The sequence below is a fragment of the Bdellovibrio sp. HCB185ZH genome (assembly GCF_047302455.1).
Taxonomy (GTDB): Bacteria; Bdellovibrionota; Bdellovibrionia; order Bdellovibrionales; family Bdellovibrionaceae; genus Bdellovibrio.
The window spans coordinates 2,552,047-2,564,017 of sequence record NZ_CP178624.1; the positions used below are offsets into that span (position 1 = coordinate 2,552,047).

Sequence of the window (11,971 nt, forward strand, 5' to 3'; positions counted from 1 at the left end):
TTTGCAAGAAGGAAGGGCATGAATTTTTAGCTAACGCATTTAATCAATGTGCGCAGGACGGCTCTCACAGCGGGTTTGAGCCAGGAGTGCTTATCGAGTAAGCAAGCAATTGAGGGGGACGTTTTATAATAGAAGTAAACGAATTTACGACCTAAAAACGTTTCTTTTAAAACATCATCTCGGAACATTCGCAATGTTTGAACTTCAAGAGCTTGAGGACCGAACGCTGAAGTTGCAATAAAACAACGTGGTCTTTCTTTGTCAGCCAACTTTAAAAAGTTCTTTACGATATTTGGATTTTTGGCAGAGCGAACAAAGGACTCCGCTTTCTTAATGATATCCGGATAAATGGGCGTGAACTGAATGAACATTGCCAACTGTTTCGCCGAGTTTTGCATTCGTTCATGGTACTTGTCGTGAGTATCATAGATGCGCATCAAATCCCAATAGACGGATGCTACCACAGTCAACTCTGTATGGCGGGCGCTTTCTTTAAAGGCTTCAGGACGGAGCTTTTCACCTTTTTTAACTTCAAATACGATGTCCAAAATTTTTAAGTACTTTTCGTATGCGATCGCTGCTTCCGCATACATCTTTTGCCCCATGGAGTTGCGGGCCTGTTTGATCAATTGCACGCGGCTTTTCCAAAGCGCCAAGCGATGTTGTTCGCGCGCGCGTTCTTGTGCCATCAATACGCCACCACTGCTGGTCGCAGCAGTTCTGCGCAAATCAGATATACAACCCGCACAAACTTCCGCGGGCAAATTAGCTTCGCCAGCCTGTGCAAGCTTTGCCGATAGATCAGCTTCTATCGGGTGTAGTTCTGTTACTTGAATTCCGCAGCGCGGGCATTGAATCATGGCTATCCTTACTTCGGTGGAACCGAAGTCCTTATAGCTATTTTAGATCTCAGAACTGCTTTAAAGCAAATTCATTGGATCAATATCGACGACAATTTTTACGCCCGAGGGAACCCATTCCTGGTCCCCAAGGAGCTGTCGTGAAAATGGATTTGTTAAAGCGCCCTGAGACGATTTTACGAGGAGATGATATCGGAATTGTCCTCGCAACTTGGCGAGTGCGGCCTCGGCTGGACCTAAAACTTCGATCGATTTGTACTTCTCAATTTGAGCCTTTAGGCTATGGGCCCGTCTGGCTAAAAGTCGAGCTGTCTCTTCAACTTTTCCTAAATGAGTTCCCTGAATACGGAAGCTGACCAATCGACCCACGGGTGGATAATTCAACGCTGCACGTACATTTAATTCGTTGGTGGCAAAACCTTCGAAGTCATGATGTTGCGCGAATGTCAGACTGTCATGTTCAGTATTGAAAGTTTGAATGATGACCAGGCCCGGGCTTTCACCCTCTTTTACGTGACGTCCACTGCGACCACTCATCTGAGTGATCAGTTGAAAACTTCGTTCTGTGGCACGGAAATCGGGAAGATTAAAACCCACATCGGCAAGTACCAAGCCCACCAATTTTAATTTTGGAAAATCCAAACCCTTGGCGATCATTTGTGTTCCGACCAGGATATCGATTTCGCCACTTTCCATGCGGGCAATTAAATCCTCTAGGTCCCCGCGATTTTGAATCTCATCCCGGTCGGCACGTGCAATAACTTTCCCCGGAAATATTCGCGCAAGATCCGTTTCTAAAAGTTCTGTCCCAAGTCCGATGGCTTCAAGCTCGCCCTCTTTACAATCGGGACATTTCTTTTTCATCTGCTCATGATAGTCGCAGTAGTGACACACCAAATGCGATCCTGCATGCAAAGTTAATGAAATATCGCAATTAGGACATTCGCGAGTGTGACCACAAGCCGGACACACCACCATCTGCGCAATTCCGCGACGATTTAGAAAGAGCGCGCTTTGATCACCACGGTCCAGGGTTTCGCGCATTCTTTCAAAAAGCTGCGGGCTCATCCAATAAGGAAGGTGCGAGTACTTTTCGATCAGAAGTTTTTGATGATCGTCATCGGCTTTTAATTTTCTTAAATCGATAACTTCAACATCTGGCAAGGCGCGACCAGCAACACGATTTTTCAAGGGATGCAGGAAGTATCTGCCTTCTTGTGCATTTTTCCAGGTCTCCAAACTAGGAGTGGCTGAACCAAGCACAACAGGGCAGTTCATGATTTTACCCATCATCACTGCGGCATCGCGACCGTTGTATTTTAATTTTTCATCTTGTTTGTATGAAGGCTCGTGCTCTTCATCGACAATGATCAGACCCAGATCAGGCACCGGGCAAAACAGGGCGGAGCGGGCGCCAATCAAAATAGATTTGCGACCTTCAACCACATCCCACCATTGATTCGTGCGTTCCCGATCGGTTAGTTGCGAGTGAAGTGCAGCTATTTTATCACCGAAACGGCGCGCGAATCTTTGAATCAGTTGCGGAGTCAGGGAAATCTCGGGAACCAATACTAGGCCGCGTTTTCCCTCTTTTAAAACCTTATCTAACAGGCGCAGATAAACTTCTGTTTTTCCTGAACCCGTTACGCCGAATAACAAGTGCGTAGAAAAACCCTGATGGGCAGCGATACCATCAATACTGGATTTTTGTTCCGGAGTTAACTCAGGAAGTTTATCACTTTCAAGCTGTGGCACCACGGGAGCGCGTTTGCTTGCACGCTGCTTGTCGGCTTTTTTAAGCGGAGGAAAAGCAGATTGCACCACCTGACCCACTGGGTGGAGATAGTAATTACCGAGCCATTCCAGCCACTTTACGAAAGCGTCAGGAAGGGGAGCATACTCCGGATCAATGGAATCAATGGCTTTAACTTTAAATTCGGGAGCTTCTGTCGTAGGCCCCAGAACAAGGCCTTTCGTTTTTCTTTTTCCGAGCGGAACGTTAACCAATTGGCCGCGCATCAGAGGCTCAGCGTAGCTGTATGTCAAAGCCTCTGGAAGGGGAGCATCAACTGCAACCTTCCAGAGAGGAGCCTCGCTCATCTAAACCTCGAATAGAACTCGATGATCGCCTCTTTCGCCGACAGTTTTTCCAAACCATCAAGTTTGGTATTGATATCCAATGAACTTGGTTGGAATTGGGCCACAGCCGTCGCAGGACGGGCAGAGGCACTGATCAGGCGGATTGTCGCGGTGTTGTTACCCCAGCGAACCGTGCGGGTACGAGGATAATATAAGCCTTTCGCGAACTGATTGTAGTTGTCAGCAGTCATCTCAACCTGGCTTGGCAGGCGGATTTTTCGGATCACGAATTGATCCTGTTCAATCCACAATCCTGGGTTGGAATTTTTATCGTCTTCAGGAGTGGGAGTTCCGAATGCGTAATTTACAACTCCACCCGTACGAGAATAGCGAACCCAAGATTCCGGTTCGTATTTTACGTCTTCACCTTTTTTGGCAAGGATGCGTTTAGAATAACCGCCATGTGGAATAATTTTAAGTTGCGCCAGGTTGTTAGCGAAAACTTCGGGACTGCGGAAATTTAAATACTTTTCTAAAAAGTCATCCGGAGTCTTTTCGTTTTTCTTGCTACCGTTGATAACTGTATAGCGTTGGCCACCGGCATAAAGGAACTGCATGCGGAAGCTTCCCTGAAGTTCTTTAGTGCCAGTCACCGTCAGGCGCATGGTGCGATCGTTATCAATCAACCAAGTTTCGCGCACGTGAATTGTATCATCACCATTTGCAAATTGAACTTCTTGCTCGATGGCGTAGATTCCGCTTCCCGCATTGTCAGAGGTTTTTTGCAAAATAGTTCTTGTTGGCAAAATGAAAGCAGAAGCCAGCACCGGACAAAAAATCCCAACAAGGGTTGCAGTTAATAATTTTCTCATACGTCCTCGGTTCACGTGATTCCGGTTGCTCGGAATTCAAAGTTACTTAAGATTTTTTGCTAGCTCAACAATGTATGCCTTAAGATCCGCGCTGAGTTCTGGATTCTTCAAAGCCAGCTCAATGTTTGCCTGCAGATAGCCAAGCTTATCACCAGCATCATAGCGATCGGCAGTAAAAGTCATCGCATTAAGACCTTTTTGTTCGCACAAAACCTTCATGCTATCAGTTAATTGGATTTCACCGTTCAAAGAAGGTTTTGCAGTTGCCAAAAGATCCATGATCGCATTGTCAAACACGTAACGACCCGGCAAAGCCCAGCGGCTTTTTGTGTCCGTTGGTTTTGGTTTTTCCACCAATGAAGTTACTTTGAAAAATCCTGCAGCTTTTTCTTCGACTTCGGCGATACCGTATTTAGAAACGTCTTTTTCAGAAACCTTCATGATGGAAATCGTTGAAGTTTGAGTTTCCTCAAAAGATTTCACCAATTGAGATGTCACATTAGCCTGACCATTGGCTTCCATCGTGATTTCGTCACCCAAAAGGACCGCGAAGGGATCCTTGCCGACGATAGGAAGACCGCAAAGGACTGCGTGCCCCAAGCCCAGGGCTTGTTTCTGACGGATACTGATAATGTTTGCGGCATCACGTGCTTTTGTAACACGTTCCAAAAGTTTTTCTTTGCCGTCTTTATGAAGTTTGTCTTCTAGTTCGTAAGACATATCAAAAAAGTCTTCGATGGCGTGTTTGTTACGGCCAGCGATAAGGACGATATCTTCGATTCCGGCTTTGATGGCTTCTTCTACGACGTACAAAATGATCGGCGCATCCACGATCGTTAACATTTCCTTTGGAACTGTCTTCGTTGCGGGGAGAAATCTGGTACCTAGACCTGCGGCTGGAATTATGGCTTTTTTTACTTTAGACATCCTCTTAAAATCGCAAACGTTTCATTCTAAGACAAGCTATAATGAACCGTGCTGAAAATGGGGCCCAAATCTGTTTTTTACCAGAGAAGTTCCCTACGTCGTGGTAAGGTTTAAGAACGGGGGAATTTCCATGAAAATGCCAAACAAGCCAACAACGCGTAAGGTTGCTGGGGTCATAGCTGCCTCATTGGCACTTGTTGTTTCTTTTCAAAACTGCGGCAAAGCCGGTTTTGATTCATCCCTTGACGACGTAGCCGATTACTCAAGCTTGGACGCGGCGCTCGTCTCAAAATACGGTTCACAAATGGCAGGAAAAATTTCTGGGATTCCATTTGCGTTCGATGGTGGATTCGACCAAATTTCGTATAACTCCTGTGCCGAGTCAGGCACTCTTTCAAGCAGCAATGCTTATTACTCCATTCGTGCAGGCGCTTACCAAACTGCAGGTATCACTATCCCTGCAAGTTTTTATTCCTACGTAGATGCAAACTTTAGCCCGATTTATCCCGCAAATGCGGTTTCTAAAGCTCAATACGCTGAGTATCTGGGCGACTCGCCGACAAATATCAACGTTATGCCGACAATGGCCATTCGTGATCGTTCGAATTTGACGAGCGTGTATTCTGCAACGGGTTCATTGGCTTTGAATACTGATATTATTCCGATGGCAGACGTATTGTCTTCGACATACATTATGGACACGTTGCTAAGCAATCGTGGCTCTTCCGTTCGCTATTTTCCGTTTTCCACAAACACACGTACAATTGAAGCAAATTTGAAATTCAACTCTGACCAAAGCATCTCTCAAAGCTTGCGCGATATCTTGCAAGTGCAAGGTCAGATGACGATGACCTATCTGAATGATTCCACAAATATTGGCAGTGTGGTTTCCGCAAGTTCAACGAATAAAGCTTTGGCTTACGGTCGTGGCTACCGTTTTTCATTCGGTCAAGCGGCCGGAGTTTCTAACGGTTTTTCTCCACTGAATGTTTTGCAGACTCTGCAAGAAGTTGATTTAAGCACAGGTAACGTGATTTCAAACTGGAATTGCAACCGTGTATATAAAGTTTATTTGAACCGCGATATAGCGTCTTGTGCTCCTCATACAGAGGCACAGATTACTGCAAGCGCGGCTTTGCGTGCGGAAATCGATATCGTTCGTCGTCAGTTCCCGGCTCATCAATGGGATGTTAACGTAACTCAAGGCTGCTTGGTTCCTAAAGCAACGGTGCCGTCTTGTTATACGGAAAATCTGGTGAATGGAATTGCCCAAGGTGTGGAATACAATGCGGGGGCTGCTTGTTACAATCCGTTGATTGGTACATCACCGGCTTCATACCCGAACAGTATCATCCCCGCAAAACGTTGCGCGAACTACGCAACGATCTGTACAAAATTCTAATTCGAGGCCACTTGCGAAGCTAAGAGCTGATGCATATTTTGTGGATAAGGTTTTATATATTTCAATGGGTCGACCATTCGGCCCTTTATTTTTAGGGCAAAGTGCAGGTGAGCCCGAGTGCAGTATCCCGTGCAACCCACTTCTGCAATTTTATCACCCGCGTTTACCATCAATCCTTCGCGAATTCTGCGATCAATTTTGTAAAGATGATTATACGAGGATTCAATGCCGTTTGAATGACGTAGGACAATGAAATTTCCTGCGGCATGATTGTTTCCATAACGGACCACTTGGCCCTTACGAGCGGCCAGGACGGGATCACCAATGGGAAGTTCAAAATCGACTCCCAAATGCGGGACTCTTCGGCGAGTGATCGGGTGTAAGCGGTTGGGCTGAAAGGTGCTGGCAATTTTGATATAGTTAACTGGAGAGTAAAACGCTCGTTTTTCCTGCAAATCCTGGTCATTGAAAAAGACACCGCCATCTTTAGAGCGCACAAACTTTTTGCGAACTACATCGCCGTCTATCTCTAATGAAGTTTGCAGAATCTCTCCGTATTTTACAAACAAACCATTTTCGTACTTCTTTTCAACTGTGAACCAAAAGCGTGCGCCTCGCCGCAGTTCTTTCGCGGATTTGATATCGAACACATAAGCGTCGGTAAAGCGAGTCGCGACCCAGTTGCTGTTAACTTTCGGAAGGATGGAACCCAGGATTGATCCGTGAACTTTGCCGTCAATACGAAGAACTGTTGTTTTAAACTGAGGTTGGTAAGGAGCAGCCTGAATGGCGCCGTTCTTTTTTATAATGCGAAAGGCATCTGAAGTTTGAGAGTCGAAAACTCTGAGTTCCACTTCACCTTTATCGCGACGAACCAGATAGCGCGTATCCAAAGTCAGAAACAGACGACGCAGGCCAAGATCGGAAGCCAAAACTTTTTCCCGCTCGCGGGTGTTAAAACCATGTTGGCGTAAAATATTAAGAAGATTATCTCCGGAACGAATTTGTTTGGCCGTAAAGTTGTTGGCGCCAGCATGAACTGATTGATAGTATGTGAGCACTAAAATGAACGTGCACACGATGCGTGCGAGGTATTGATTCATGCTCCATCCTTTGAGCTTTGTAAAAAAACTTTCTGTTTTTCTCCTGATTTATGTTAGCTCGAACCAGGCACTGGCCCAAGTTTATAATTCTTCGGCATCAGTAGCAGCAGGTGGAACTGGACGTGCGGCTGTGGAGCCTGGCGATGCTAGTTTTCTGAATCCTGCATCCATGGCTCATCTAGGGGGACGTTTTCTTTTCACATCATTCGCAGATAAAGAGTTCGCAGCTTTTTTGAGCGATAACACAAAAGAAAGCACTCTGCCTGCAGCCGCTGCATATGTGCAAAAATCCAGAATGACAAAAACTCTTGGCGAGTTGAATGAACACGATATCGCGATCACCTTGGGTGAGTTTTTCATGGAAAAATGGGCTGTGGGTTTGACGGGCCACTACCTTGAGCAATCCCTTGATAGAGCCAGCTATCACTCCGTAAATGGGGACCTGGGCTTTCTTTACACGCCAATTTCGGACCTGGGTTTGGGATTGGTGGTCTATAATGTTTTCGGTGAAAACAATAATACGGCTCCTGAAGAGCTTCGTTATAAAACCAAGGTGGGTGGCGGTTTTAACTATATTTATAAGGGAATGTTCCGTGCCCGCGTGGATGGGGATTCCGAGGGATACGCTGGTTTGGGCCTTGAAACCTTCATAAATCGCTTTATAGTCTTCAGATTCGGCTATTCTGACGATTTTGACGACTCCAGACCCCTGGTTTCGGCCGGTGTCGGGTTTAGCGGTCCTCGCTTCCGTTTGAACTACGCCTATTTCGGAAATACACAAAAATCATCAGATTATAGGCATTCGATTGACTTGATTATTCCGTTTTGATAGTTAACTCGTTCCGTCTAGCCTATCCCGGCTTTGATGGGATAATGGCGCACTTCGGCACGGCCGGAGTTTTAATAAATATTCCGGGGGTAAACCGTGGCTTCTAAAACTAAAAAAACTGAATACATTCGCGAAAAGAAAAAAACTACTAGCGGTAAAAAACGTAAAGCAGCAGTACGTACTAACGGTACTACTAAATCTGCTAAAGTTCTTTTCAAAGACTAATTAGCCTCAGTCTTTAAAAGTAAAAAAGCCTTTGGGTTCACCAAAGGCTTTTTGCGTTTGTGCTGTTTGCAACCAGAGATTAGTAGCCGTTACCTTGAAGCTGACCTACTGAAGTTCTTAAGCGGCCTTTCACTTCTTGAACCCCACCTTTTAAGTCCCAACTAAATGGCATTTCCACCCAACCTTCTTGGCCTGGATAGAATCTCCATTTTTTCAAAGCCGACAACGTTTTCGCATCCAGGTTTCTGTACCCAGTTGATTGCTTCATTCTGAAGTTCATTGGGATGCCTTCTTTGGAAATATACGCTTCGAAACTGACGCGACCTTGATTGCCTTTTAGACGCTCTTCTTCGCTGTATTGCGGGCGAGGATTGCCTGGCATTTGTCTTAGTTGATCAAGGCTCCGAACTCCTTCAGCAGCTCCGGCAACTTCCTGACCTGATTTTTCAAGTCCGTTATTCCCTGCGCCGGCGCCTTGCTTTTCGCCTTTACCAGAACCTTCACCACCAGCACCTTCTGCCTCTTTCGCAGCATTGGCTGCAGCAATCGCAGCTGCACGTTGTGCTGCTTGTTCACGAGCGGCAGCTTCGGCGGCTGCTTTTTCAGAAGCTAAAGCCGAGGCAACGGCTTTAGCATTTTTGTGACGGAGATTTTTTTGAGATTCCGCAAGTGCTGCAGACTCTTGCTGATTCAGTTCTTCAACTGATTTTAAAGAGCTTTCTTGATCTGCAGAAAGTGCCTCTGCCATCGCATTCATTTGCGATTCTTCAGCGGCAAGTTTGCTTGCATGCTTGCTGTCGATTTCGTCGAAGTCCTGATTAAAGTCTTCGCCTAGTTTTGCTTCCGATTTTTGATTGGCAATTTCGCCTTCATCAAGTTCTGGAGAGTTGATGTCATCAATCGACATCGGAACCGCGGCAAAGTTCGTCTTGGCAGGAGCAGCTTTTGCAGCTTTTTGCGCTGATGGTTTTGCAGCAGCAACGGCTTTCGGCGCAGCTTTCTTAGGAGCTGGCATTTCGCTAGTTGGAACTGGCTCTGCGATGACTTCAGGAGCTGTGACCACAGCTGTTTCTCTCGGTGCAGGTGCTGTCTCGATAGGTGCGGCTGCCACTTCCTTCGCTTCTTTCATCGGCAGATTTTCAGGAAGAGTTTTCGCAACTTCTTTTTCAGGAAGTGCTGCCGGAGCCCCACCTTTTGTCGGCTCTACCGGAGCACCTTTAGTAACTTCGTGAACAGCGGGTTCTTCCAGTTCAATGGTGATGGTTTCAGTTTTGATTTCATTCACAAGCGGTACGCTGATCACAGCTACAGCGACGGCCGCAGCAATGTGCATCGCCACTGACAAAGTCATAAAGCGTGGAGATTTATTCGCTTCGGGTGGGCGAGGTGCCGGAATTTTCAGGTCAGGAAGAAAATCGAGTTTTGAGGTGTTATACGAAAACAAATCGAGCTGATTCTCGTGACTTAGTTCTTCGTTATTCTTATCGAAACCCATAAATACTCCTCTGACTATAGGGGGAGTATTATCAATTCCCAGGCCAGCTTGTGGGAGCCCCTGTTTAAGTTGGGGGAGCAGACCTGGGTAATTTTTTCATGACTGTTACTCTGGCAGTAACCCGTCTGGAGAGACCCCACTGTTTATGGCAGCAGCGATTTTTAGATGTTCCGCGTGGCCAACGATCTTCACAACCTCACTCATATCCAGAGGATCTGGGTTGGTGATTTTCGCTTTTTTCAAATCCAGAATTCTTCTATGCGACGACTCCAGTTGTGCTTGATCCAAAGTGCCTTGAGCCACGGCGCCAATGATTGCATCGACTGCTTGGGGTGGAACGTCGAATTCATTGCAGTATAAAAGCAGATCGCAACCGGCTTGCAGGGCACGAACCGGGATTTCCTCAACTCCATAGTGAGATGACATGGCCTTCATTCCCAAGTCGTCCGTGATCACTAAACCTCTGTAGCGAAGTTCTTCTTTGATCATTTTCTTTACGAAAATTTCCGACAAAGTCACAGGCCAATCGGGATCGATTTTTGGAAATTTAATGTGCGAGGTCATCACCATGTCGACGCGGGACTTGAAGGCTTTTTTGAATGGAATCAGTTCGCAGCTTTCCAGGCGCTCTCTGTCCAGGTTTTCCACAGGAAGATCCTCATGGCTATCAACCAAAGTATTTCCATGGCCCGGGAAATGTTTTGCACAAGTGATCACGTCCGCTTTGATATAGCCGCGAACCAATGCTGAGGCATGTTTCGCAACCGATTCAGGATCAGAACTGATAGAGCGATCGCCGATGACCTTGTTCGCTTCGTTGGTGAAAACATCCACTGAAGGTGCGAAATCCAAATTAATACCGACGGCTTTTAATTCCTGGCCCATGCGATTTGCAAAGTGAAATGAAACTGTCGGCGCATCAAGGTCACCTAATTTGCGTAGTGCAGGCCAAATTGTGAATGGAGGTTTCAGACGATGAACTCGGCCACCTTCCATATCGATACCGATGAACAAAGGAGCTTTATCCGCTTGTTTGTGACGAAGAGATTGAATTTCTGCGCACAGGTCATGGACTTGTTTTGGATCAGCAACGTTACGCCCAAACAGGCAGATACCACCGATGTTGTTGTCGACGATGAATTTCTTTTCGTCGGCAGTCAAAGCATGACCTTGAATACCGATAAACATGTGCTGTCCGATGATTTGATTGATTCCCATATTATTGACCCGGTTCGTTTTCTGGTTGAGCAGCTGGGGCGGTGTTAGCGGGTGCCGTCACTGGTGCGTTGATGGTTGTCGTTGGCAAAGTGGCAGGTTTTATTTTTTTGCCCTGAGCTGCAACATTCTGCGTGCCCGCGGGAACCCCTGCAAACAATGTTTTTAAAATAGTTGAACTGAAGGATTGTCCGTTCGTTGCTTCTGCGGCAGTTGAAACCAGCTCAGTTGAAATACCTGTGCCCATGGCATTTGTCGCAATCACTTCGCCGCGTTCATTGACGTAGCTTAGGAATTTTGAGTCTTTAAAAGTATTCAGAATTTTGAAAACTTTAAACTCGTTAAAGATCTGCTCTTTGCCTACCAAGGCTTGTCCTTTGGAGATGCTTGCATCCTCTTCGGCAATGGCTTGGTATTCGTATTTTGTTTCAGAGCGGAGGCCATCTTTACTTTTCAGCATCAGGTAAACCAGGAATGTAGAAAGAAAAGTTCCTTTCGGAATCTTTTTTTCAAACTTGGATGACTTGCCGTTAGTGCTTACGATGGCAGTCATCGCGCCAGCTTTGAACTTGGCATCAATCGTTTTAGATTCTTTGCCCGACAGCGACGTGTATTCGTATGAAATCGGCGCCAGTTCAGAATCCGCGAAAGCTTTTAGGCTTTCCGTGGTTTCAGTAGGGCCTTTGCCCGTTTTTATAAAATAGGTTGAGATGAACTGTTTTTTCTTATCATCAAATTCATAACGACTGACCACGTATCCAATATGGGCGTCGTTAGCATTGATCTTTGAATATCCCTCAAACAAAACTGCAGCGTTGGAAATCAGCGGAGCAGTAATAATTGAGATGCCAATAAGGGCAGAGAAGTAATTACGGACCATCGTCGAGATTCCCCTTAGTTATCATGGCTAAAAGTCTGTCATCTCACTATAGAACAAGTCAAAGTTTTCAAGGTCGAGTTATTG

General features: G+C 46.0%; 11 protein-coding genes. 3 read left to right on the plus strand and 8 right to left on the minus strand.

What is annotated here, in order from left to right; translation table 11 throughout:
* Positions 1-26: 26 nt before the first annotated feature.
* The 4 genes from ACLSU7_RS12520 to galU are packed head-to-tail and all read right to left on the minus strand — an operon-like array spanning position 27 to position 4,738.
* Entirely contained in the window at positions 27-860 is an 834-nt protein-coding gene (locus ACLSU7_RS12520) for a CFI-box-CTERM domain-containing protein (RefSeq protein WP_413292218.1), read from the minus strand.
* Between the two features lie 60 nt (positions 861-920).
* Positions 921-2,960 carry a primosomal protein N' gene (gene priA, locus ACLSU7_RS12525; protein WP_413292219.1) on the minus strand — a complete coding sequence of 680 codons (2,040 nt, stop codon included), beginning with the start codon at positions 2,958-2,960 and terminating at the stop codon, positions 921-923.
* A complete protein-coding gene (locus ACLSU7_RS12530; RefSeq protein ID WP_413292220.1) occupies positions 2,957-3,811 on the minus strand; it encodes a hypothetical protein in 855 nt (284 codons plus the stop codon). The genes priA and ACLSU7_RS12530 overlap by 4 nt, the downstream gene beginning before the upstream one ends.
* A gap of 42 nt (positions 3,812-3,853) precedes the next feature.
* Positions 3,854-4,738, minus strand: coding sequence for a UTP--glucose-1-phosphate uridylyltransferase GalU (gene galU / locus ACLSU7_RS12535; protein WP_413292221.1), 885 nt, complete (start codon positions 4,736-4,738; stop codon positions 3,854-3,856).
* A gap of 130 nt (positions 4,739-4,868) precedes the next feature.
* On the opposite strand from galU, the gene ACLSU7_RS12540 reads away from it, so the two are divergent.
* Positions 4,869-6,140, plus strand: coding sequence for a hypothetical protein (locus ACLSU7_RS12540; RefSeq protein WP_413292222.1), 1,272 nt, complete (start codon positions 4,869-4,871; stop codon positions 6,138-6,140).
* Here the strand turns inward: ACLSU7_RS12540 and ACLSU7_RS12545 are convergent.
* A complete protein-coding gene (locus tag ACLSU7_RS12545; RefSeq protein WP_413292223.1) occupies positions 6,137-7,243 on the minus strand; it encodes a M23 family metallopeptidase in 1,107 nt (368 codons plus the stop codon). The two genes, ACLSU7_RS12540 and ACLSU7_RS12545, sit on opposite strands and share 4 nt — an antisense overlap.
* Positions 7,244-7,253: 10 nt before the next feature.
* On the opposite strand from ACLSU7_RS12545, the gene ACLSU7_RS12550 reads away from it, so the two are divergent.
* Together ACLSU7_RS12550 and ACLSU7_RS12555 are read left to right on the plus strand one after the other, a co-directional pair.
* Entirely contained in the window at positions 7,254-8,072 is an 819-nt protein-coding gene (locus ACLSU7_RS12550; protein WP_413292224.1) for a hypothetical protein, read from the plus strand.
* Positions 8,073-8,168: 96 nt separating this feature from the next.
* The gene (locus ACLSU7_RS12555; RefSeq protein WP_255490115.1) at positions 8,169-8,297 is read left to right on the plus strand and encodes a hypothetical protein; all 129 of its coding nucleotides are present in this window, start codon (positions 8,169-8,171) and stop codon (positions 8,295-8,297) included.
* A 79-nt stretch (positions 8,298-8,376) separates the two neighbouring features.
* Here the strand turns inward: ACLSU7_RS12555 and ACLSU7_RS12560 are convergent, their stop codons facing one another.
* From ACLSU7_RS12560 to ACLSU7_RS12570, 3 genes are all read right to left on the minus strand, one after another.
* Positions 8,377-9,792, minus strand: a complete 1,416-nt coding sequence (locus ACLSU7_RS12560) for an energy transducer TonB (RefSeq protein WP_413292225.1) — start codon at positions 9,790-9,792, stop codon at positions 8,377-8,379.
* A 105-nt stretch (positions 9,793-9,897) separates the two neighbouring features.
* Complete coding sequence (gene nagZ / locus ACLSU7_RS12565) at positions 9,898-11,010, minus strand: beta-N-acetylhexosaminidase (RefSeq protein WP_413292227.1); 1,113 nt, start codon at positions 11,008-11,010, stop codon at positions 9,898-9,900.
* A gap of 1 nt (position 11,011) precedes the next feature.
* Complete coding sequence (locus ACLSU7_RS12570) at positions 11,012-11,887, minus strand: hypothetical protein (RefSeq protein WP_413292228.1); 876 nt, start codon at positions 11,885-11,887, stop codon at positions 11,012-11,014.
* Positions 11,888-11,971: the final 84 nt, after the last annotated feature.

Excerpts from the sequence above, each read along its gene's own strand:
- galU (WP_413292221.1), bottom strand. The coding sequence starts at position 4,738 with ATGTCTAAAGTAAAAAAAGCCATAATTCCAGCCGCAGGTCTAGGTACC.
- ACLSU7_RS12530 (WP_413292220.1), bottom strand. The coding sequence starts at position 3,811 with ATGAGAAAATTATTAACTGCAACCCTTGTTGGGATTTTTTGTCCGGTG.
- ACLSU7_RS12540 (WP_413292222.1), top strand. The coding sequence starts at position 4,869 with ATGAAAATGCCAAACAAGCCAACAACGCGTAAGGTTGCTGGGGTCATA.
- ACLSU7_RS12570 (WP_413292228.1), bottom strand. The coding sequence starts at position 11,887 with ATGGTCCGTAATTACTTCTCTGCCCTTATTGGCATCTCAATTATTACT.
- nagZ (WP_413292227.1), bottom strand. The coding sequence starts at position 11,010 with ATGGGAATCAATCAAATCATCGGACAGCACATGTTTATCGGTATTCAA.
- ACLSU7_RS12520 (WP_413292218.1), bottom strand. The coding sequence starts at position 860 with ATGATTCAATGCCCGCGCTGCGGAATTCAAGTAACAGAACTACACCCG.
- priA (WP_413292219.1), bottom strand. The coding sequence starts at position 2,960 with ATGAGCGAGGCTCCTCTCTGGAAGGTTGCAGTTGATGCTCCCCTTCCA.
- ACLSU7_RS12545 (WP_413292223.1), bottom strand. The coding sequence starts at position 7,243 with ATGAATCAATACCTCGCACGCATCGTGTGCACGTTCATTTTAGTGCTC.
- ACLSU7_RS12560 (WP_413292225.1), bottom strand. The coding sequence starts at position 9,792 with ATGGGTTTCGATAAGAATAACGAAGAACTAAGTCACGAGAATCAGCTC.